We start from the raw sequence: 24,045 nt of genomic DNA, 5'->3' as shown, positions 1-24,045 counted from the left end.
AAATAATTTGTATGGAGATATATTATGAAAAATTACGTTTGTATAGATGTTGGAGGTACTTCAATAAAATATGGATTTATTAGAGAAGATGGATTAATAATTGATAAATCAAGTCTAGATACTGAAGCAAAAGAAAAAGGTGGAGAAGGAATATTATCTAAAATAAAACAGATAGTAAAAAAATATATAAAAGAAAATGAAATAAGTGGTATATGTATATCAACTGCAGGTATGGTTGACCCAGTTGAAGGTAAGATAATATTTGCATTAGAAGAGTTAATTCCAAACTATAAGGGTATGGAGTTAAAAAAAGAGGTGGAAAAAGAGTTTAATATAAAATGTGAAGTTGAAAATGATGTTAATTGTGCTGGACTTGGTGAAATGTGGCTTGGAGCAGGTAAAAGTGCAACATCTTCTATATGTTTAACAATAGGTACTGGAATTGGTGGATGTGTTATAATAAATAATAAACTGATAAATGGGTTTAGTAATAGTGCTGGCGAAGTAGGGTATATGAATATAAATGGAAGTTCTTTTCAAGAATTAGCGTCTACTAGTAGTTTAATTAAAAAAGTAGCAAAAATAAAGAATTTAAATGAAAATGATTTAAATGGAAAAATAATTTTTGATTTGGCAAAGAATAATGATGAAGATTGTTTAAAAGAACTCGATAATATGATAAAATCATTAGCAGTTGGAATTGCAAATATATGTTATGTAATAAATCCAGAAGTAGTAATTTTAGGTGGTGGAATTATGGCACAAGAAAAGTTCCTCAAACCAAAAATAGACAAAGCATTAAAGGAGGTTCTTATAGACAGAATTTACAAAAATACTAATGTAGAATTTGCAAAGAGACAAAATGATGCAGGAATGCTTGGAGCATTATATAATTTTTTGAACAAAATATAAAGAATAGAAGGGTTTTTAATGAGTATTTTAGAACAATTGGAATCACCAACTTTTAAAGTCACAAAATCAGATAAATTATTGATAGCTTATATAAAAGAAAATATAGAAGATGTATTTTATAAGCCAATATCACAAATAGCTAAAGAGAGCAATATTGGTGAAGCAACTATAACTAGATTTGTAAAAAAAATGAATTTTAATGGATTGCAGGATTTTAAAGTTACTTTAGCGCAAGAGATATCAACCATCAATAAAAAGAACATTATAAACAAAAACATACAAAATGATGAGCCAGCTTTGGATACAGCAAAGAAACTTTTAAGCTCAAATATAACCACTTTAGAGAATACTGTAGAGATAATTAATAGTGCTGATGTTCATGATTGTGCAAGGCTTATAATAAATGCAAAGAAAGTTTACTTTATAGGTATTGGATATTCTGGTATAATAGCACAGGATTCAAACTATAAATTTATGAGAATAGGACTTAATTGTGTAAGTTTTGATAGTAGTCATACGATGATAATGATGTCTTCCATAATGGAAGAGGGAGATTTAATAGTGGCAATTTCACATTCTGGTGAAACTGCGGAAATTATAAAAACTGTAAAACTTGCAAGAGCTAATAATGCTAAAATTATATCGATTACTGAAAATAAAAATTCTGAGTTAAAGGATATTTCAGATGTACACTTATCTTATGTATCAGGAGAAACTGTACTAGAGACTGGTTCAGTATCTTCTAAATTAGCACAATTTTTCATTATTGATTTAGTATATACACAGGTAGTAAAAGAACTTTCTAATAAAGCTATTGAAAGAAAAATTAAGACTACAAATGCTATAAAATTGTTTAAAAATGAATAAAATAAGAAATTTGTAATGTTTTATAGAGCTTTCTTAAAAATTTAGGAATGGAGAGATATTATATGTCTAAATTAAAAGATTATAATATTGATAAATTAATGATTTTTAATAATTTATGTACTAAAACGAAGAATCAACTTAAGGAAAAAGCTAAACTAAAAAGATTACAAAAGAAAGAAATTTTATTTTATGAAAAAGATAGCTTAGACAGTGTTTATATACTTTTAGAAGGAAAGGTATCTATTTTTAAGATAAGTGAAAATGGTGAGAGAAAGGTAATTTTCATTTTAAATACTGGTGAAATCATAAATGATATTACCTTTGACTCTTCTAAAAATTCTACTGTTGGATGTGAGGCATTTGAAAACTCAATTATAGCTTATTACAGTATTGAAGAATTCTTAGAAATTATGCAAAGTGATTTTCAACTTACAAAAGATATTATTTCTTATATGGAAAGAAGAATAAGACGTTTATATAGGCAGTTAAAAAATTCTATATCTATAAAAGTAGATAAAAAACTTGCAGCAAAATTATATAGATTAAGTAAAGAATTTGGGATTTGTTGTGGAGAATGGACTTTACTAAATGTAAATATTACAGTTACATATTTAGCTGATATGCTTGGTTGTAAAAGAGAGACTGTTTCCAGAATGATAAAAGTATTGCAAAAAGAAGAACTTATTAAGATTGACAATAAAGGTTTTTATGTTAAAGAAATTGAGTTATCAAGATACTTTAAAAATAATTAATTATGCTTAAGTAAGGGTATTATTAGAATTTTAATTAAATAAAAATATTATTAAAAGAATCTATTTATAGATTCTTTTTTATTATTTAATTTACTAATCTTTGTCTTAACTTTATTAAATCATATAAAAAAGCAAATAAGGTTCTTTATTATTTATTCAAAAAATTAAGTAAATGATGGGTTTATTGTATTTAATAATTGTATTTAAGTGATTAGATTTACAATAGAATAATATAAATAATAAAAAATATTAATAGAATTTATTAAACTTTATTAATATTTTTTTATTATTTTTAAAACTGTGATAATTATCACAGAAGTATAGAAAATAAAGTGTTAAGATTTAAACAAGATAACAAGTAAGTAAAACTAAAATATAAGAAAGGTGATAAAAATGAAATTAAAGTTAGATTCATCTAAATTCAATGAAGGTCTGAATTATCTAAAAAAAGACTACAAGATATTCGCACCAGTTTTAATACCATTTAAAGGTACTTTTTCAGATACTGATATTATAAGATACAAGGAGGTAAACTCTTTCGAAGAAATGGAGTTTGCCAAGAAAGCAAATTTTTCACCAAAAGAAGTTGTACTCCCAATAAATCAAGTATTATTTTATTTTACTGAAAAAGAGTTTAAGGAAAGCGATTTAGACAATAAAAAAATTTTAATTTTCTTAAGAGCTTGTGACATAAATGGGATAAAAAGACTTGATGAAATATATTTAAATAATGGCGAAGAAAAAGATTATTTTTATAAAAATATTAGGGATAAAGTAAAATTTGCACTTGTAGGATGTAGGGAAAGTTTTAGAAACTGTTTTTGTGTAAGTATGGCTTCTAATAAAACTGATAATTATTCAATTGGACTAAATATAGAAGGAGAGACTTTATATTTAGATATAAAAGATAGTGAATTTGAAGTATTTAATGGGGAAGTAACTGAATTTAATGTTAATTATGTAACTGATAATTTAATATCTGTAGATGTACCAGAAAATATTGATTCAAATGAGATGATAGGAAATTCAATATGGGATGAATATGATACAAGATGTATCGGATGTGGTAGATGTAATTTTGTATGTCCAACATGTTCATGTTTTACAATGCAGGATATTTTCTATAAGGAAAATGAAAATGTAGGTGAGAGAAGAAGAGTTTGGGCTTCTTGTCAAGTAGATGGATATACAGATATAGCAGGTGGGAATTCTTTTAGAAAAAAACAAGGTGAAAGAATGAGATTTAAAACTATGCATAAAATACATGATTTTAAAAAAAGATTCGGATATCATATGTGTGTTGGTTGTGGGAGATGTGATGATGCCTGTCCACAATACATATCATTTTCAAAGTGTATAGAAAAAATAAATGATTTAGTAACTAGTAAGGAGGAAATATAAATGAACTCATATATACCAGTAAGTGCAAAAATACTAGATATAGTTAAACATACTGATAAAGAATGGACTTTTAGAGTGAACTGCGATACAAAAGGGGTATTACCTGGAAAGTTCTATGAGATATCTATACCTAAATATGGTGAAAGCCCAATATCAGTATCAGGATATGGAGAAGATTATGTTGACTTTACAATAAGAAATGTAGGAAAAGTAACTAGTGAGTTGTTTAATTATAAAGAAGGAGATTCTTTTTTTATAAGAGGTCCTTATGGAAATGGATTTGATGTATCTCTTTACGAAGGAAGAGAAATTGTAGTAGTAGCAGGAGGAAGTGCATTGGCTCCTGTAAGAGGAATAGTTGAATATTTTTACAATAATGAAGAAAAATGCGAAAAGTTTAAGCTAATAGTCGGATTTAAATCACCAAAAGATGTTTTATTTGCAGATGATTTAAAGAGATGGAGTGAAAAACTTGATATTTTAGTTACTGTAGACGGAGCAGATGAAGGATATAGTGGAAATGTAGGATTAGTAACAAAATACATACCAGAATTGGACATAAAAGATATAAATAATACTTCTATAGTTGTAGTTGGACCTCCAATGATGATGAAATTTACAGTAGGAGAATTTTTAAAAAGAGATTTAGATGAAAAGAATATTTGGGTTTCTTATGAAAGAAAGATGTGTTGCGGAATAGGTAAATGTGGACACTGTAAGATGGATGATACTTATATATGTTTAGATGGACCAGTATTTGATTATTCATATGCTAAAAATCTTATTGATTAGGGGGCGAAGTTTGTGATAAGAGATTTAAATACCAAAAAAGTAATGAAAAATGCTTACAGGATTACAAAAACAAAATATGAGACTTCTTTAAGAGTTAGAGTGCCTGGTGGGCTTATTGACCCTGAGAGTTTAACTATAGTTTCCAAAATTGCAAGTGAATATGGTAATGGCCAGATACACATAACCACAAGACAGGGCTTTGAAATATTAGGAATAGACATGGAAAATATAGAAGAAATAAATAAAATTATACAACCTGTTATTGAAAAAATGAATATAAATCAAAGTGAGAAAAATGCAGGTTATCCAGCAGCAGGTACAAGAAATATAGCAGCGTGTATAGGAAATAAAGTCTGTCCAAAAGCTCAATATAATACAACTGAATTTGCTAAAAGAATAGAAAAAGCTATATTTCCAAATGATTTGCATTTTAAAGTAGCTTTAACTGGATGTCCAAATGATTGTATAAAAGCTAGAATGAATGACTTTGGAATTATTGGCATGGCTTTACCAATATATGAAAAAGATAGATGTGTAAATTGTGGGGCATGTGTAAAAAAGTGTTCTAAAATATCTGTTGGGGCATTAAAAACAGAAAATAATAAAGTTGTAAGAGATGGAGATAAGTGTATAGGCTGTGGAGAGTGTGTGCTAAATTGCCCAACAAATGCATGGACTAGAGATGAGAAAAAATACTATAGATTAGCTATAATGGGTAGAACAGGAAAGAAAAATCCTAGACTAGCAGAAGATTTTCTTTTATGGGTAGATGAGAATAGTATAATAAAGATAATACTTAATACTTACAAATATGTAGAAAAGTATATAGATAAAGATGCACCAGGAGGAAAAGAACATATAGGATATATAATTGATAGAACAGGATTTATGGAATTTAAAAAATGGGCACTTGAGGGTGTTGAACTTCCAGAAACAACTAAAATGCATGAAAACATATATTGGAGTGGAGTTAAATATCTATAAATTGAGTAAAACGTATATTTAAATAAATTAAAAATTTAATAGAAGGAAGAGGGAATTATGCATAAAGAGACTTTGGATAAATTAACTAATGCAGCTATAAATAAAATAAATTTATTAAACACGAGTAAAGTAAAATATTTAGTATCTTCTGCGTTTGCAGGACTTTATGTAGGTATAGGTATACTTTTGATATTTACTATTGGAGGACTTTTGACTGATGCAGGTTCACCTATGACTAAGATAGTAATGGGATTATCATTTGCAATAGCACTTAGTTTAGTTATAATGACAGGAACAGAATTATTTACTGGAAATAATATGGTTATGTCTGCTGGTATGTTAAATAAAGGTGTAAGTATAAAAGATACTTCTAAGATATGGATATACAGTTGGGTAGGAAATTTAATCGGAGCTTTGATTTTAGGGCTTATATTTGTAGGAACTGGTCTAGTAGACAAAGGACCTATAGCTGAATTTTTTGCCAATACAGCAGCTAGTAAAGCATCCATGCCATTTACAGCTCTTTTCTTTAGAGGGATTTTATGTAATATTCTAGTATGTGTATCAGTATTGTGTTCGTTTAGAACTAATAGTGATACTGCAAAAATAATTATGATATTCTTATGTTTATTTGCTTTTATAACATCAGGTTTTGAGCATAGTGTAGCAAATATGACAATTTATAGTGTTTCATTATTTTCACCAGCAATAACTACAGTTACTATTGGAGGAGCTATTTATAATTTAGTAGCTGTGACACTTGGAAATATTGTTGGAGGAGCTTTATTTATGGGACTTGGAACTTATATATTAGGCAAAGAAAAACTTAACTAAATTTATTGTATAAATTATATAACTCTCTTAATAAATACAGTTTTAGTATTGTTGAGAGAGTTATTTTTATTTTTTGAAAAAATATTTGAAAGAAAAAACATATGGGAGCATACGAAGTTATATAACTAATATATATAATAAAATATGTTAAAATAAGAACTATATAATGGAAAGTATAAATAAAAGTTAAAGTCCTACCGTAAAAAAGGTCATTTTGAATAAGACAATAAATATGATAAAATTGGTCTTGTTGAAATTTTTAGGGGGGATATGATGACAAAAAAACTAGTAATATCAAAAACAAAATTGTTTATTTTTATAATAGCATTTATTTCTATATTTATATACCTATTTGGAAGTAAAAACACACTTATAGGTGTAGGTATAGTAACGGCTATGTTAACACTATTAGAAAGAGATTTAACTATTTCTCCAATTAAAAATTTACTAAAGTATTTAGCAATAAATATAATTTTGGGAGTACTATCATTTTTTGCAGTACAAAATATGTATTTAGGAGTTTTATTAAATTTTATAGCATTATTTATAATAGGATATGTATTTAGTTATGAATTAAAAAGAGCAGTATATGTACCTTTTGGTCTAATGTATATATTTATGGTAAGCATACCTGTAGGAATAAGTGAACTTCCTATGAGATTATCAGCTTTAGCTATTGGAGCAGTTGTAATAATGATTGCTCAGTTTGTTATGAATAGAAATAGAATGAGAAAGGTTGGAGATAAAGAGCTAATATCTATATGTGATGAATTATTAGAAAAAATTAGTCTTTTAAAAAACATTATCAATGATGATAATTCTATAAGTAAATCTAATATGCGAAAAATAGATAGCTGTAATTATAGAATAAATTCTATATCGAAAAATTTAAAAATGGTTATTTTTGATAATAGAAAAGATGACTTTTATATCAGTATTAAAGGCATAGATATAATAAATATTTTATTTTCATTAGAAAGAATAAATTTAATCCTGGAAAGATATAAAAAGGATAGTAAGGAATTTGAGGATGAAGATATAAAAAATATATTAGAAGAAAGTAACATAAATAGTAAATCAGATGTTCTAGCTGTAGCAACCAAAGAAGTAAATTATATTAAGATGTGTTTAGAAAATAAAGATACAATAACTGATAAAGAAATATTGGGATTTAGAGACTATGTTATTGCTCAAGATACTAAAAATATAAATTTAAAAGAAATTTATAGTGTGTTGGAAAATTTATATGAGTTTTTAGTAGATTATAAAAAAGTAAAATCAAGAGATGAAAAGAGAGCTGAAAGAAAATCAAAGGTACCTCGTGAATTTAAAAGACTATCAATATATAAGAAAAACTTTAATTTAAATTCTATAAGATTTACTTATGCAGTAAAGATTGCTTTAGCTACAGCTATAGCTGGTTTTATTATGGATTATTTCCATTTAAGAGATGGAAGGTGGATAATGTTAACTGTGTTTTCATTGACACAACCTTATGCAGAAAATTGTATACAAAGGTCTAGAAAAAGAATAGAAGGTACATTTATAGGAGCTATAATATTTATTGTATTATTTTCAATAATAAAAGATAGTACATTAAGGTCGTTAATAGTTCTTTTAGCAGGATATATAAACTCTTATGTAGTTGACTATAGGAAGTTAATAGTATGCGTAACTGTTTCAGCTCTTGGTTCAGCAGTAGTTATGGGAGACCCAAATGTTTTAACAATAAACAGAATTTCATACGTAGCATTGGGAGCAATTATTGCATTAATAGTAAATAAGTTTATATTACCATATGATGCTAAAACAGGTTATCAACATGTTATAGACATGTATAAAGGAATAGTTAAAAATATAATTGATGAAGTCAATAATTCTATAGAAAATATAGCTGATGTTTACTATATAAAGAATTTATTATTGGTACCATCACTTATTGAAGATAGACTTATGCTGATAAATGCCATATATAAAGATAAACATCAAGAAGATTTCTTAGAAAATCAGAAACTACTAATAAGTAATATGTATAATCTATATATAAATGTTAAGAAAAATAAAATAAAAGATGAAGATGTTGAAAAAATATTGAGAGATACTAATTATATTTCAAATTACAGTGCAGATAAGTATGATGAGGGAAGAATAGTAATTTTAGAGAGTATTGTAAATACTAAAAGTCTAGGTGATAAGATAATATGTCTAAACTTACTACAAACTTTAAATGGTGTCAAAGAAATGTATAGAATAAGTAATATAGCTAGAGTTTCAATAGAAGAAGCTGCCTAGATATTAAACTATAGAATAGCCATATATTTAAAATAAAGTATATGGCTATTTATTTTATAAAATATTAAAAGAAAATAATATATAAAAAACAAAAAACATAGATTTATGAATTTTATATGAAAATAGTTAAAATATTGATTTTTTTCATTGGTTGAAAAAACAATTTACTTAGGATAAACTATAATAGTATTCAAATATTATGGGGGTTAGATTTATGAGTAAAGATGTAAAGGTAAAGCGTGATAAGAAATATGATACATTTAGTATAACTATGGAACTTGAGAGACCTTTACTTTATGATGAGGTTGAAAACAAAGATGATAAAAATAATAATAGAGAATTTAACATAAAGAATAAGATATTTAAGGGAATAGGTATACTATTTGTATTGATTTTGCTTGTTTTTTTCATATGGATAAACAAAACATATGAACCTCAAAAGCTAGCAAAAGAAGCTCTAGTCAGTGATAGTAAGATTGAAGTAACTGCAAATGAAAATATTTCATTTACACCAAAAGGAAGAAAAGTTTCTAAAGGTTTAATTTTCTATCCGGGTGCTAAGGTAGAAATAGAATCTTATGCACCACTTGCCAGAAAAATAGCAGAAAGTGGATATGAGGTTGTAATCGTAAAGATGCCACTTAATTTAGCTATACTTGGAACTAATAAAGCGCAGAAAGTTATGGATTCTTACAACAATATAGAACATTGGGTAATAGGAGGGCATTCATTAGGAGGAGTTGCAGCATCAAATTTTGCACGTGATAATAAATTAATTGATGGAGTTGTATTTTTAGCTTCTTATCCAATGGGGGATGAGCTGAAACAGTTAGGAAAAAAAGTTATATCTATCTGGGGGAGTAAAGATGGTGTAGTAAATTTTAAAAGTCTTGTGGAATCAAAACAAAAACTTCCTAATGATACAACTTATGTTGAGATTGAAGGAGGAAATCATGCGCAATTTGGAGATTATGGAAAACAAAAGGGAGATAATGATGCTATTATAAGTCAAGAAAAACAACTTAACATTACTGTCAATAGTATTATTAAATTTTTAAAGAATATATCTTAAACTAAGATTTAAAGAATATAATTTTATGAGGTATTATTTTAAGTAAGTGTTAATAATATAATAGAATGAAGATTTGATTACAAGGGGGATTTTAATATGGAATATGATATGCCACTTTATAGACCACCAAGTGAGGCTTATAGTCTTATAATACAAGTAACACTTGGATGTTCTCACAACAAATGTACATTTTGTAGTATGTACAAATCTAAAAAATTTAAAATAAAACCACTAGAAGTAATAAAAAATGAAATTGATATATTTAGAAGACATTATAAACATGTAGAAAGAATATTCTTAGCAGATGGAGATGCACTTATAATACCGATGGAGAAATTAAGAGACATCATTTTATATATAAAAGAAATTTTTCCAGAGTGTGAAAGAATTACTATGTATGGTTCTCCTAAATCTATAGAGAAAAAATCTGATGATGAGCTTAAAGAGTTAAGAAAACTTGGTGTTAAGATGATTTATCTAGGGCTTGAAAGTGGAAGTAATGAAGTATTAGAAGATATTAAAAAAGGATTTAATAGTGAACAATTAATAAAAGTTGGTAGAAAAGTTAAAAAAAGTGGTATTAAATTATCAGCCACTGTAATAGCAGGTCTTGGAGGAACTAAAAAAACACATCAGCATGCAATTGATACAGGAAAAATGCTAGGAGCAATTTCGCCAGATTATGTAGGTGTACTTAGTTTAATGGTAGAACCTAATACTGAACTTTACGATTTACTTAAAGAAGGAAAGTTTACCGTATTGGAAGATAAAGCCGTGTTGCAAGAGATTAAAGAGATGATAAAAAATATAGATGCTAATGAAAAAGTTGTATTTAGAAGCAATCATGCCTCAAATTATGTAAATTTAAAGGGGACATTACCCAACGATAAACAACGTCTAATTGACGAAATTGATTATTATTTAAGTAGTCTAAAACTAAAAAGAGAAGAATATAGAAGATTGTAAATTTTAATCTTATCAGTATATAAACATATAAATAAAATATTGCAAAATAAAAATAGAGTGACTTCATAAAGTTACTCTATTTTTATTTTGCAATGTTATCTAGCCTATCCATACATCATTTCCAATTGTAATATTTCCTTTATTATCTCAAGCATCTGTTATGTGGTTGAGATATAGTACCTAGTCTTCAAAAAAGATAGGAAATATATAAGTAGAATTTGATTTCATTTTATCACTTTCAAATTACTTGTCTTGTTCACTTTAGGAGTTAAAAAAGTTGATTTCTAAATAAGCAAATGATAAAATAAAAACAGAATATTTTGGGATTGTTATAATTATGAGGATGTGGTGAAATGAAATTAAATACTATAGTTAAGAGTGTAATTATTCTTTCTCTGTTAATAATGTGTGTTGGCTGTCAAAATAATAAAGCAACTAATATAGTGATTGACAATAATGATGATGACATTATTGATTTAAGAGTTTTTGGATTTAAAAATGAAGCGATTAATGTTGTAGCGATTGAGGAGATTTTGCAGGATTATATGGCAAAACATCCAAATGTTAAGATTAATTATGAGAGTGTTAAAGGAGTAGAGTATTATAATGTTTTAGAAAAAAGATTAAATTCAAATAATCATGATGATATTTTTATGATAGATGAAGAGCATTTGCAAAAGTTAAAAGATAAAGGATACTTTGAAGATTTATCTAAGTTGTCTACTATTAATAATTTTAGTAAAAAATCTTTAGAGCAAATGAAAGAAGACAATGGAAAGATTTATTATGTTCCTTCTACAATATCTGCTTTTGGACTTTATTGTAATATGGATATCTTAAATAAACATCATCAAAAAGTACCTCAAAATGAAAAAGAATTTATGGAAGTATGTCAATATTTTGTTGACAAAGGAATAACACCAATTATAGCTAACAATGACATTTCTTTGAAAACAATAGCTATAGGAAAGTCTTTATACCCACTCTATCAAGCAGATAATAGTCATGAACTTATTAAACATATTAATAAGAACCCTGAAGTTTTATCCGATTATATGAAAACTGGATACGAATTTGTAGAGAAAATAATTAAAAACAAGTTTATTGATGCAACAAAAACATTGAAAACAGAAAAAACGAAAGATGACTTAATTCAATTTGAAAAAGGAGAAAATCCTTTTATGTTGACAGGGGCCTGGGCTTCGGTACGAGTTCAAAATGATGCACCAAATTTAAACTTTGAAGTTCATTCATATCCAATCTTAAAAGAGGGGTCTATGCTTGTCACGAATATAGATACAAGGTTATGTGTTAATGCTAAGGGAAAACATGTAGAAGAAGCAAAAAAGTTTATTGAATATATTACACAGGATAATATCATGTGGAAATTTGTAAATAGTCAATCTTCTTTTAGCCCATTAAAAGAGTTAAGAATTGCTGATGATAAAACAATTAAACCACTCAGTCTATATATTAATGATAAAGATGCTATTTTAGGTACAGATTCGCGTATTCAATATCCAATTTGGTCATTAACTCGTGAAGGAGTACAAAAACTGATGAAAGGTGAGGACATTGAATCTGCATTAAATATTATAAAGGACTCTAAATAGTCGGGAGAGATTATCATGAAAAATAAGCCAATAATAATTATATGTAGTATTCTTGCTATAGGAATAGTTGGAATGACTATGCTGACTTATGTTAATTTTGTGCGTGGTTCATTATGGGAAAAATCTGTTTATGATATTCTAGAATCTACTACAGCAGAACAGAAATCTTTTAAACTTTACGTAGAAAAAGATGTTGAAAACCTTACAAGTATATTGAAAGGCGTGTCTTTTGAAGATGAGGAAGTGAAAATATCAATTCTTCAGAAGTTAGAATTAGAGGGTATAAATTATGTATATGTGAATTTGAAAGAAAAAACTTTCATTAACAATAGTGATAAAGAACAATTGCCGGATGAAGAAGTTGAGAAACTCAAAGCATTTCAATCTGATAAAGGTATTATAAAACCTTATTTTAATCGTAATACAGGAGTAAAGATGGTGGCAGTTTACGTTAAATCAGGAGATGAGTTGATTATTAAAGAGACGCGTGCTGATTATATTGCTGAGCAGTTTTCTTTATCATTTTATAATGACTTAGGATTCTCTTATATTGTTGATGATACAGGAAATGTTTTAATAAGAGCTAATCATAAAAATGCAAATAGAACAATGCAGAATCTCTTTGATATTATAGACCTAGAGGGAAATGATAAAAAAACTGTTAAATCATTTGAGGATGCATTGTTGAATCACCAAAAAGGATATGCTTTATTTAATTATCATGATGATGCAAACGTATTTTGTTATGTACCAGTGGGTGATATAGATGGTTGGTATATTGTCTCCATTATTCAAAATGATGTCATTATGACACAAGCTAATCATATCATTATATTTACTATCATACTATCTTTAATTATTATAGGAGCTATAGGGTGTATAGTATTTATTTATAGACATGATAATAGAAAGCATAAAAACGAAATTATGTATTTAGCATATTATGATACCTTAACTAATTTATATAACTATCAGAAATTCAAAGAAGAAGGTAATAAAAAAATTAAAGATAATAGTAAAAATTGGGCAGTCATCTATATAGATATTGCAGGATTTAAGATTATTAATGATTTAAATGGATATAAGTATGGAGATAAAATTTTAAAAAGTTTAGCAGGTATATTAAGTGATTCTATTCCATACCAAGGAATCACTTGCCATATGACTGCTGACAAATTCTTATTGATGTGTGACTATAAAGAAAAACAGGACTTAGTTGATTTATGTGCAAAGATATATCAAAAATTCTATCTTGCTCTTAAAAGTGATGGAATTGAAAAAGAGAGAGTTATGAAGTTTGGAATTTGTTGCTTAGAAGATATGATAGAAATAAAAAATATCGATAGATTAATTGATGGTAGTCATCTTGCCTTAACAGAGGTTAATATGAATCGTAAGGATTATTATTGTTTCTATAATTATACAATGAGAGAACGTATAATGGAAGAAGCAGCTATTGAATCAAAAATGGAAAAAGCTTTAGAAAATAAAGAATTTACATTGTATCTACAACCTAAATACAACGTTCAAGGTAGCCATATATTAGGAGCTGAAGCTCTTGTTAGGTGGATAGATAAGAGTGGTAACATGGTAATGCCAGGCGATTTTATTCCTATCTTTGAAAAGAATGGATTTATATTAAAGTTAGATGAGTATGTGTTTGAAAGTGTTTGTGAACATCTTGCAGGTCGTATAAAAAAACAATTACCTGTTGTTTCTGTATCAATTAATATTTCACGTTTACATTTTTATCAAGCAGATTTTTTAGAAAGATATTTGAACATTAAAAACAAATATCGAATACCTGATTATTTACTAGAATTAGAAGTTACTGAAAATATTTTATTGGAAGACATGAAGAAAGTACAAGAAGCTATTGTGGAATTACAAAGTAATGGTTTTATTTGTTCAATAGATGATTTTGGTAGTGGATATTCTTCATTAAATGCATTAAAAAATTTATCTTTTGATGTAATTAAATTAGACAAACTTTTCTTGGATAATACCAATAATACAGAGAGAAGTGAAGAAATTATTAAATCTATTATTAATATGGCTAAACAGATTAACATAAAAACAGTTGCAGAAGGTATTGAAACAAATGAACAGTTAGAGTTCTTGAAAAAAACAGATTGTGATATGATTCAAGGATATATTTTCTCAAGACCATTACCAATTCATGAATTTGAAAAATTATTAAACTAAAATATGATAATTATTTTATAATTTATTGTAGATGAGAATTTATTATTTAAAAATCATTTTTCTAGTGTAATTGTAATGACAATTATGATTTAATTGATATGTAAGCGATTGTTCTCCTTAATTGTAGAGTGCAATCGCTTACTTTATTTACTTTATTAAACTTTTTGAATATATATAATATAACGTTTATTGTTTTAAGAATAAATATTATTTTGGAGATAGTATTATTACAATATACAATATTTTTACAGTATAATGATATTATGAAGTAAAGAGAATATAGAGGTTTATATATGTGGAGGGAAGCATGAAAAAAATAGTACAAATAAAAAATATTATTATAGGAGAGGGTATACCTAAAATTTGTGTGCCAATTATGGGAAAAAGTAAAGCCGAAATTCTAGAAGAAGTTGAAGGTCTAAAAGAAGTTTGCTTGGATATTGTAGAATGGCGTGTTGACTTTTTTGAAGATGTAGAAGATGTTCTAAAGGTTAAAGAGGTGCTTTATGAATTAAGAAGATATATACCAGATATACCTTTATTATTTACATTTAGAAGCAAAGTAGAAGGTGGAGAAAAATTAATATCAAAAGATTATTATATTACCTTAAATAAAGAAGCTTCTAATACAGGATTAATAGATTTAATAGATATAGAATTATTTACAGGAGATAAAGTTGTAGATGAAATAGTTGATTTTGCTCATAAAAAAGAAGTGAAGGTAGTCATCTCTAATCATGATTTCAATAAAACGCCCCCAAAAGAAGAAATTATATCTCGTTTATGTAGGATGCAAGAATTAGGAGCAGATTTACCTAAGATAGCTGTTATGCCTCAAAGTAAAAAAGATGTGTTAGTATTACTCACAGCTACAAATGAGATGGTTCAAATATATGCAGATAGACCAATAATAACTATGTCTATGTCAGGAATAGGAGTTATAAGTCGATTGTGTGGAGAAATATTTGGTTCTTCTTTGACTTTTGGAGCAGTTAAAAAGATTTCTGCACCAGGTCAAGTATCAGTTAAAGAGTTAAGTTCAGTACTTAACTTATTACACAATAGTATTACTTGATTAGATACTATATAAAGTAGTAACATTAAGTATTAACTGGTTTGATATTATGTAAAATATAACATTGTTAATGATTATTTCTTATTTTTTAGTTAAAATATCAATCAATATAGATTGTTTTAAAGATAGTCAATTAAAAGTAGATATTTTAAGATTTTTATAAATTAATCATGGCATATTTGAAATATGCCATTAAAAACCTGAAAAATTTTAAATTACAAATGATACACTAATATTTTTTGCTATTTATAATCAGTTAAATATCTATAATGATTATATTTTTTATGATTACTTATACTAAAAATTATATATGTAATACAAGATAATTACTCTATTTTTTACATATTGAACATTACAACATTTATATCTATCATCATCAATTACACTAGAATGTATAGGGTATTTATTTTCTTTTAACCAATATTTTTGCATATTCTTTGTCCAGGATTTTGGAAATTTAAATACCTTTTTATTTATTACAACATCTTCATCTTCAAAAATATTAACTTCTCTTTCAATTTTTATCTTTCTATTATATATCTTATTGATAGAATTTTTATCAAGTTCTATATCTCTGTACATATCAGGGCAATAACAATAGACATAAGTTCTATTTTTTCGATGTTTAAATTTTACAAATTTTTCTATACTGAGTTCCAATTTTTCTTTATCATCTTTTATAAATTTAATATCTTCTATATTGTCACTTGAAAAAATTTCTGACAATCTTAGTGTATCTACAGTTTCTCTAATTATTTGTTTTTTATAATAGCAAAACTCATTTCTTAAAGCAAGATTTAATTTATTAAGTATATGATTATTCTTATATTTAAATATTTTGATTTTTTCTAATCCAATCTTGTCTTTAAATCTTAACTTTTCATATTTACAAGTTATCTTTCTAAAAAGAATATACTCTACATCAATATATTTTTTTGCAATCTTAAATTTATCGCTACCTTCAATCACAATCATAGCCTATCTCCAATCGTTTTATATTAAAATAAGGCCATAGAACATGGTCTAATAGTACTAATTAGCACTATAAGACAATGTTAACACAAAAAGACAAAAAAAGGTTATTTATTTCAAATAACCTTTTTTTTATATAAAATATAAAGAATTATATTTTATTCTTTTTTATGATATCTATAATCTGTGATATCAGATTTAGCTCTCTTGAATTTAAGTCTTTTAATTCTTCATTTATATCATTTTCTAAATATATCTTTCCGTTGGAAGTAATATCTTTTATAAGAACATCTGCAGATATATTTAATACACTTACAAATTTTATGAATGTTTTAAGACTTGGATTCTTTTTACCACTTTCGATTTGAGTTATATACCAAGGCGATACTCCAACCATATTTGCAAACTCCTTTGAAGTTAAATTTGCTTTTTTACGTTCTTCTTTAAGTCTTTTACCTATATAATTCATTATTGTCACTATTTCCCTCGCTTATATTTCTTTGTATTTAATGATGCACTTTATTAACTCTAACATTGCAATTTGTTCTTTTTCAGTTAATTTATTAATCATTTCATAACATTCTAAAGGTACAGAGTTATCAACGCCTTCTGTTGTAATAATATTTGCAAATAACACTTCAAGTGGTATATCTAAAGCAGTAGCGATTTTCATTATAATATTGATAGATGTATTTGTCTCAGCTCTTTCAATCTGACCAATATATGTTGGATGTAAACCTGCTTTTTCTGCTAGAAATTCTTGACTATATCCCAATTTTGTTCTATAGACTTTTATTCTATCTCCTATTATTTTTCCTATATTTGCCAATTATTATCCCTCCACTTTAGATTATATTCATAGTTTAAGTTGTTTTATATAGACTATTTATACTTTTTTAGTCTAAATATAGACTATATATGTTTTTATACTGGAATAAGTGCTATTTATTTTTGTATAGTCTGTATCTACAATAAACAAATATGGATAAATCATATTTTTAATTAGACAAATATTTTTCATAATTTCATAGCCATACTACAATAATAAAACGAATTAATAATATGTTAATTATAGCATTTTTTATTACAATTACATATTAGATATGTAGAATATATTTTGAAAATTTGAAAAATTTTAGATTTCATATGTTGAATAACCAATGTAGCTAGAAAATTTTTTAATAAGTATTTCAAGTTTAGTTATTATATTAGTAAGGTAGATATTTTTAAATCTAATCATATAGAAGTGAAATAAAAAAGTAATTATAGGGTAAAATTTTTATAATAAAATTTTGAAAAAATATAATTAGATAAATAATGAAAATAGATAATACTAGTTTAGATTATAAAAAAATAAATATACAAATACTTATAAACATAAGTTATATGTAAGATTTATAGTAGATTAATAATTTTATAAAAATATTTAATAAATATAAATTAAATTATATATGTATATATTGCAGTTCAATAGTGATATAATAATAAAAAAATTTTTAAAGAAAGTGAGATTACATATGAGAAAACTTGAAGAGATACTAGAGTATAATAAATCATTTATAGAGAACAAAGAATATGAACAATATGTGACATCAAAACATCCAAACAAAAAAACAGTAGTCTTATCTTGTATGGATACAAGATTAACTGAACTTTTGCCTAAAGCTATGAATTTGAAAAATGGAGATGTTAAACTAATAAAAAACGCAGGAGCTACCATAATGCATCCTTTTGGAAGTATTATGAGAAGTGTTCTAGTTGCAATTTACGAATTTGATGTAGATGAGGTTATAGTTGTAGGACATCATGGATGTGGTATGTGTAATGTTGATACAGATAAATTACTTGGCAAAATTTTAGATAGGGGAATATCTAAAGATGTAATACTTACACTTCGTAGTGCTGGAATTGATACAAAACAATGGTTACATGGATTTGATTCTGCAGAAGAGTCTGTAAAAGATAGTGTTGATTTAATAAAAGGACACCCTTTAATTCCAGATAGTATTATTGTACATGGTCTAATTATATCACCAGAAACTGGAAAATTAGATGTTATTGTAAATGGATATGGAGATAAATAGAGTATTATAGTCTTATATAAGCAAGGTACTGTTAGATAAGATGTTGTTTCAAAATTTATTTTGGAACAACTTTTTTATTTGAAAACATATGAAAAGGTTTGTTTTAAGCTTTGCAATAAAAATATAAGTAGTTGACTAATTAAAAACCTTACTATTATTTATTAAAATTATAATTATATAATGCAAAAATGTTTATTAAATGAAATTTATATGAATTTTTATAAATATATTGAAAAAATGTATATGGTATAGTAAAATAATGATTAGCCGACTAAGTAATATAAAAATAAGGAGGGCAAGTATGAATAGCAATTCTGAAGAAAAATTGAATGATGTTTTCTTGCAATTAATGCGTATATATTTTATAAGAACTCATTTTTATTTTGATAAATTAGGCTTATATCATGGTCAGCCACAAATACTTTTTTCTTTAAAGATGAAAAATGGGCAAAGTCAAAAGGAATTAGCAGATAAAAGGAAAGTAAAAGCATCTACAACTACAGTTATGATAAAGAGGATGGAAAAGTCTGGACTTGTAGAAAGAAAGCAAGATGAAAAGGACCAAAGAGTATCTAGAATTTTTTTGACAGATAAAGGCTTAGAAATATGTAATAAGGTTGAGGAATTTAACAAGGAATTAGAAAGAGAATTCTTTTTAGGATTTAGTGAAGAAGAAAAAATAGTACTTAGAAGACTCCTAATGCAAGTGCGAGATAATTTAAAAGCAGGATGTCATAAGCATGAAGATGAAAAATACTTTTAAAGTTTGAAATAATATTTTTCAATTTAATGTTATTAGACTAATTAATATTACAGAAGGGAAGAAATGTATGTTTAAATTAATTAAATATTTAAAGAAATCGGCATTATCAATAGCAATAATAGTCTGCCTATTGGTAATTCAAGCGGTATGTGATCTTTCTTTACCAGAGTACACATCCAATATAGTAAATGTAGGTATACAACAAGGTGGAGTAGAAAATTCTGTTCCATCTGTCATTAGAGAGGGAGAACTAGATAAAATTACTTTATTTATGGATAAAAGTAGTAAGGATAAAGTACTAGATAATTATACTTTATTGAATAAGGAAGATTATGCTAAGTATAAAGATAAGTATCCAGGTCTAAAAGATGAATCTCTTTATGAGTTAAATATTAAAGATAAAGACACTATAGATGATTTAAATATTATTTTTGGTAAAGCTATTTTAATAGTATCAGGGCTTGAAGGTGATAGTAAAGAAGTAAAAGCTATGAAAGCTCAACTAATGAGCAAACTTCCACCACAAGCTACTCAAGGTGGGGATATTGATATATTTAAATTGTTATCAGCAATGCCAAAAGAGCAGTTAGATACATTGACTAAAGAGATGAACAAAGGCTTTGAAGGTATGCCAGAGAGTATGATAACACAAAGCTCAGTATCATATGTAAAGTCAGAGTATGAGAAAATAGGTATTGATACAGAGAAAACTCAAAATAGTTATATATTATTTACTGGGGCTAAAATGCTTGGTATAGCTATGATTAGTATGGTAGCCACAATAACAGTAGGATTTTTAGCAGCAAGAGTAGCAGCAAGTGTAGGTAGAAATTTAAGAAGTGGAGTCTTTAGAAAAGTTATGTCATTTTCAAATACTGAAATGAATGAGTTTTCTACAGCTTCATTAATTACTCGTAGTACAAATGATATTCAACAGATACAAATGTTGATGGTTATGTTGCTTAGAATAGTATTCTATGCACCCATAATGGCTATAGGTGGAGTAATAAAGGTTTTAAACACAAATACTTCAATGGCATGGATTATAGCAGTAGCAGTAGTTGCTATTTTATCATTAATTGTAGTGTTGTTCTCAGTAGTTATGCCTAAGTTCAAACTAGTTCAAAAGCTTGTTGATAAGTTAAACTTAGTAAGTCGTGAAATAATTACTGGTATTCCAGTTATCAGAGCTTTTAGTACTGAAAAACACGAAGAAGAAAGATTTGATGAAGCAAATAAAAATTTAACTAAAACAAATCTTTTCGTAAATAGAGTTATGACATGTATGATGCCTGCTATGATGCTTGTAATGAACCTTATAACAGTTCTTATAGTTTGGAGAGGTGCATATAGTGTTGATTCTGGAGCAATGCAAGTTGGAGATATGATGGCATTTATACAATATACAATGCAAATAATAATGTCATTCTTAATGATATCAATGGTATCTATCATGCTTCCAAGAGCGTCTGTTTCAGCTACACGTATAGATGAAGTACTAGTATCAAATATAAGCATTAAAGACCCAGAAAAATCAGAGGCACAAGAGTTTAGAGAAGATAAAAAAGGTCTTGTTGAATTTAAAAATGTTTCATTCATGTATCCAGATGCAGAAGAACCTATATTAACAAATATATCTTTTACAGCAAAACCAGGGGAAACAACTGCTTTTATAGGAAGTACTGGTAGTGGTAAGTCAACTCTTATAAATTTAATTCCTCGTTTCTTTGATGTTACTGAGGGAGAAATATTACTTGGTGGAGTTAATATAAAAAATGTTTCTCAACATGATTTAAGAGAAAAAATTGGATATGTACCTCAAAAGGGAGTATTGTTTTCAGGTACTATAGAATCCAACTTAAAATATGGTAGAAAAGACGCAACAGATGAAGAAATGAGAACAGCAGCTGAAATAGCTCAAGCTACAGAATTTATCAATTCTAAACCAGAAGCTTTTAAAACTGAAATTTCTCAAGGTGGAACAAATGTATCTGGAGGTCAAAAACAAAGACTTTCTATCGCAAGAGCAATAGCAAAAAATCCAGAAGTTTATATATTTGATGATAGTTTTTCAGCACTTGATTTAAAAACTGATGCAGCTCTTCGTAAGGCTTTAAAATCAAAAACTGCTGAAAGTACAGTACTAATAGTTGCACAAAGAATTAGCACTATCTTAAATGCAGAACAAATAATTGTTTTAAATGAAGGCGAAATAGTTGGAATAGGAACACATAAAGAGCTTCTAAAAAATTGCGAAGTTTATGAGCAAATAGCTTTATCACAACTTTCAAAGGAGGAGCTAGCTAATGAGTAGAATGGGAAAAGGCCCTATGGGAAAATCTATGGGAGCAGGGCAAAAAGCAAATGATTTTAAAGGAACTATGCGAAAACTAATTGCATATTTATCTAAGTTTAAAATATCAATAATTTTGGTAATTGTATTTGCTATTGGGAGTGCATCATTTTCTATAGTAGGTCCAAAAATCTTAGGTAAGGCAACTACAAAGATATTTGAAGGATTAGTAAGCAAAGTTTCTGGAGGAAATGTAGGTGTAGATTTTAATTCAATTGGAAAAATCTTAGCATTTTTACTTTTCCTTTATTTGATAAGTGCATTATTCTCTTTTGTGCAAGGATTCATAATGAGTGGAATTTCCCAAAAAGTATCCTATAATTTAAGAAAAGAGATTTCGGTAAAATTGGATAGATTACCAATGAAATATTTTGATACTAAGACACATGGTGAAATATTATCAAGAATTACGAATGATATAGATACCTTAAGTCAAAGTTTGAATCAAAGTATGACACAACTTATAACATCAGTGACAACTATGATAGGTGTTTTGATAATGATGTTATCTATAAGTGGGATTATGACACTGGTAGCAATTTTAATATTGCCAATATCAATGTTTGTAATTTCAAGAATAGTAAAGAAATCACAAAAATACTTTAGGTCTCAACAAGAATATTTAGGAAATGTAAATGGTCAAGTTGAAGAAACTTATAGTGGTCAAACAATAGTAAAAGCATTTAATCGTGAAGATGAGGTAATTGAAGAGTTTGATAAATTAAATGATAGTTTGTATAATTCAGCATGGAAATCTCAATTTTTATCAGGTATAATGCAACCACTTATGATGTTTATTGGAAACTTAGGTTATGTAATGGTATCAATCTTAGGAGGTTGGCTAGCAATTAAGAAAACAATTGAGGTTGGGGATATACAGTCATTTATACAATATGTAAGAAACTTTACACAACCTATGACTCAACTTGCACAGGTTGCTAATTTACTACAATCAACAGCAGCAGCCTCTGAAAGAGTATTTGAGTTTTTAGAAGAGGAAGAAGAAGAGCAAATTGCTGAAAATGCAGTTTCAATAGATGGTTTAGAAGGCAAAATTGATTTTGAAAATGTCAACTTTGGATATAACCCAAACAAGACTATAATAAATGATTTTTCAGTAAATGTTAAACCAGGTCAAAAAGTTGCCATTGTTGGGCCTACAGGAGCAGGGAAGACTACAATAGTTAAACTTTTGATGAGATTTTATGATGTTAATAGTGGTTCAATATTGATTGATGGTCATAATATTAAAGATTTCAATCGTAGTGAACTTAGAGAAATGTTTGGTATGGTTCTCCAAGATACATGGTTATTTAGTGGTTCTATTATGGAAAACATAAGATACGGTAAGCTTAATGCTACAGATGAAGAAGTTATAGAGGCTGCTAAATCTGCACATGTTCATAGATTTATCAAGACATTACCAGATGGATATAATATGAAATTAAATGAAGAAGCAAGTAACGTTTCTCAAGGTCAAAAACAATTATTAACTATAGCTCGTGCTATTTTAGCTGACCCTAAAATCTTAATATTGGATGAAGCTACAAGTTCTGTAGATACTAGAACAGAAGTACTGATTCAAAAGGCTATGGATAATCTTATGGAAGGTAGAACAAGTTTTGTTATAGCCCACAGATTATCAACTATACGTGATGCTGATATGATTCTTGTAATGAATGATGGAGATATAGTTGAACAAGGAAATCATGAGGAACTTCTAAAAGAAGGTGGATTCTATGCTAATCTTTACAATTCTCAATTTGAAGAAGATGAAGCAATGTAACAGAAAACTTTCTTGGTATAGGAGTATCATTAATAAGATAAATTAAATAGATAAGGGGCTGTCTCAAGATAGAGGAGCAAGCCTCTTTTTTATTGTTGAAATGATGAAAATATATTTAATTTCATGCGAAAAAGAGTTTTTTATGAACTAAGAAATTCATTTTGAGACACCCACTTATCTATTATTTTATGTCTTTACAAAGTGTGTATTTTATTATAATGTATAATAATGAAAATATTGGAGGTGATTATCAAAATGTATATTTAATCTTATTCTTTAAATTTTATTATGGATAAAATTTAATTTTAATAGTTGATAATTA

20 protein-coding genes are annotated in these 24,045 nt (G+C 27.0%); 17 read left to right on the top strand and 3 right to left on the bottom strand.

Translation table 11 applies throughout. The features are described from left to right. The first annotated feature begins 24 nt into the window (after positions 1 to 24). From JJC02_10695 to JJC02_10635, 13 genes are all read left to right on the top strand, one after another. On the top strand, positions 25 to 912 hold the full coding sequence (locus JJC02_10695; GenBank protein ID UDN53373.1) for an ROK family protein: 888 nt from the start codon (positions 25 to 27) through the stop codon (positions 910 to 912). 18 nt (positions 913 to 930) lie between these two features. Further along, positions 931 to 1,779, top strand: coding sequence for a MurR/RpiR family transcriptional regulator (locus JJC02_10690; protein ID UDN53372.1), 849 nt, complete (start codon positions 931 to 933; stop codon positions 1,777 to 1,779). A 62-nt stretch (positions 1,780 to 1,841) separates the two neighbouring features. Beyond that, a complete protein-coding gene (locus tag JJC02_10685) occupies positions 1,842 to 2,531 on the top strand; it encodes a Crp/Fnr family transcriptional regulator (protein ID UDN53371.1) in 690 nt (229 codons plus the stop codon). A gap of 393 nt (positions 2,532 to 2,924) precedes the next feature. Next, positions 2,925 to 3,932 (top strand): anaerobic sulfite reductase subunit AsrA, encoded by a 1,008-nt coding sequence (gene asrA, locus JJC02_10680; protein ID UDN53370.1) that lies wholly within the window; start codon positions 2,925 to 2,927, stop codon positions 3,930 to 3,932. After that, a complete protein-coding gene (gene asrB / locus JJC02_10675) occupies positions 3,933 to 4,724 on the top strand; it encodes an anaerobic sulfite reductase subunit AsrB (protein ID UDN53369.1) in 792 nt (263 codons plus the stop codon). Positions 4,725 to 4,736: 12 nt separating this feature from the next. Next, the gene (asrC, locus tag JJC02_10670) at positions 4,737 to 5,708 is read left to right on the top strand and encodes a sulfite reductase subunit C (protein ID UDN53368.1); all 972 of its coding nucleotides are present in this window, start codon (positions 4,737 to 4,739) and stop codon (positions 5,706 to 5,708) included. Between the two features lie 57 nt (positions 5,709 to 5,765). Next, the gene (locus tag JJC02_10665; GenBank protein ID UDN53367.1) at positions 5,766 to 6,542 is read left to right on the top strand and encodes a formate/nitrite transporter family protein; all 777 of its coding nucleotides are present in this window, start codon (positions 5,766 to 5,768) and stop codon (positions 6,540 to 6,542) included. A gap of 273 nt (positions 6,543 to 6,815) precedes the next feature. After that, positions 6,816 to 8,834, top strand: coding sequence for an FUSC family protein (locus JJC02_10660; GenBank protein ID UDN53366.1), 2,019 nt, complete (start codon positions 6,816 to 6,818; stop codon positions 8,832 to 8,834). A 214-nt stretch (positions 8,835 to 9,048) separates the two neighbouring features. Then, complete coding sequence (locus JJC02_10655) at positions 9,049 to 9,906, top strand: alpha/beta hydrolase (GenBank protein UDN53365.1); 858 nt, start codon at positions 9,049 to 9,051, stop codon at positions 9,904 to 9,906. Between the two features lie 96 nt (positions 9,907 to 10,002). Then, positions 10,003 to 10,872, top strand: coding sequence for a radical SAM protein (locus JJC02_10650; GenBank protein ID UDN53364.1), 870 nt, complete (start codon positions 10,003 to 10,005; stop codon positions 10,870 to 10,872). Positions 10,873 to 11,225: 353 nt separating this feature from the next. Further along, positions 11,226 to 12,485, top strand: coding sequence for an extracellular solute-binding protein (locus JJC02_10645; protein ID UDN53363.1), 1,260 nt, complete (start codon positions 11,226 to 11,228; stop codon positions 12,483 to 12,485). 15 nt (positions 12,486 to 12,500) lie between these two features. Next, on the top strand, positions 12,501 to 14,690 hold the full coding sequence (locus JJC02_10640; protein ID UDN53362.1) for an EAL domain-containing protein: 2,190 nt from the start codon (positions 12,501 to 12,503) through the stop codon (positions 14,688 to 14,690). Between the two features lie 307 nt (positions 14,691 to 14,997). Next, a complete protein-coding gene (locus tag JJC02_10635) occupies positions 14,998 to 15,765 on the top strand; it encodes a type I 3-dehydroquinate dehydratase (GenBank protein ID UDN53361.1) in 768 nt (255 codons plus the stop codon). A 297-nt stretch (positions 15,766 to 16,062) separates the two neighbouring features. Here JJC02_10635 and JJC02_10630 read toward each other — a convergent pair whose 3' ends face one another. From JJC02_10630 to JJC02_10620, 3 genes are all read right to left on the bottom strand, one after another. Further along, positions 16,063 to 16,740, bottom strand: coding sequence for a hypothetical protein (locus tag JJC02_10630; GenBank protein ID UDN53360.1), 678 nt, complete (start codon positions 16,738 to 16,740; stop codon positions 16,063 to 16,065). 148 nt (positions 16,741 to 16,888) lie between these two features. Further along, the gene (locus tag JJC02_10625) at positions 16,889 to 17,206 is read right to left on the bottom strand and encodes a helix-turn-helix transcriptional regulator (protein UDN53359.1); all 318 of its coding nucleotides are present in this window, start codon (positions 17,204 to 17,206) and stop codon (positions 16,889 to 16,891) included. 21 nt (positions 17,207 to 17,227) lie between these two features. Next, positions 17,228 to 17,566, bottom strand: a complete 339-nt coding sequence (locus JJC02_10620) for a helix-turn-helix transcriptional regulator (GenBank protein UDN53358.1) — start codon at positions 17,564 to 17,566, stop codon at positions 17,228 to 17,230. A gap of 688 nt (positions 17,567 to 18,254) precedes the next feature. Here JJC02_10620 and JJC02_10615 point away from each other — a divergent pair. From JJC02_10615 to JJC02_10600, 4 genes are all read left to right on the top strand, one after another. Next, positions 18,255 to 18,821 carry a carbonic anhydrase gene (locus JJC02_10615; GenBank protein UDN53357.1) on the top strand — a complete coding sequence of 189 codons (567 nt, stop codon included), beginning with the start codon at positions 18,255 to 18,257 and terminating at the stop codon, positions 18,819 to 18,821. A 301-nt stretch (positions 18,822 to 19,122) separates the two neighbouring features. Beyond that, positions 19,123 to 19,584: a MarR family transcriptional regulator gene (locus tag JJC02_10610; GenBank protein ID UDN53356.1), complete on the top strand. Its 462-nt coding sequence runs from the start codon at positions 19,123 to 19,125 to the stop codon at positions 19,582 to 19,584. A gap of 67 nt (positions 19,585 to 19,651) precedes the next feature. Beyond that, entirely contained in the window at positions 19,652 to 21,898 is a 2,247-nt protein-coding gene (locus JJC02_10605) for an ABC transporter ATP-binding protein (GenBank protein UDN53355.1), read from the top strand. Further along, a complete protein-coding gene (locus JJC02_10600) occupies positions 21,891 to 23,723 on the top strand; it encodes an ABC transporter ATP-binding protein (GenBank protein UDN53354.1) in 1,833 nt (610 codons plus the stop codon). Before JJC02_10605 ends, JJC02_10600 begins: the two co-directional genes overlap by 8 nt. Positions 23,724 to 24,045: the final 322 nt, after the last annotated feature.

Origin of the sequence: Clostridioides sp. ES-S-0054-01, from assembly GCA_021561035.1 — a bacterium.
Classification (GTDB): Bacteria; Bacillota; Clostridia; order Peptostreptococcales; family Peptostreptococcaceae; genus Clostridioides.
The sequence above is the reverse complement of the archived record's forward strand: the minus strand, read 5'-3'. Positions and strand labels throughout refer to the sequence as shown.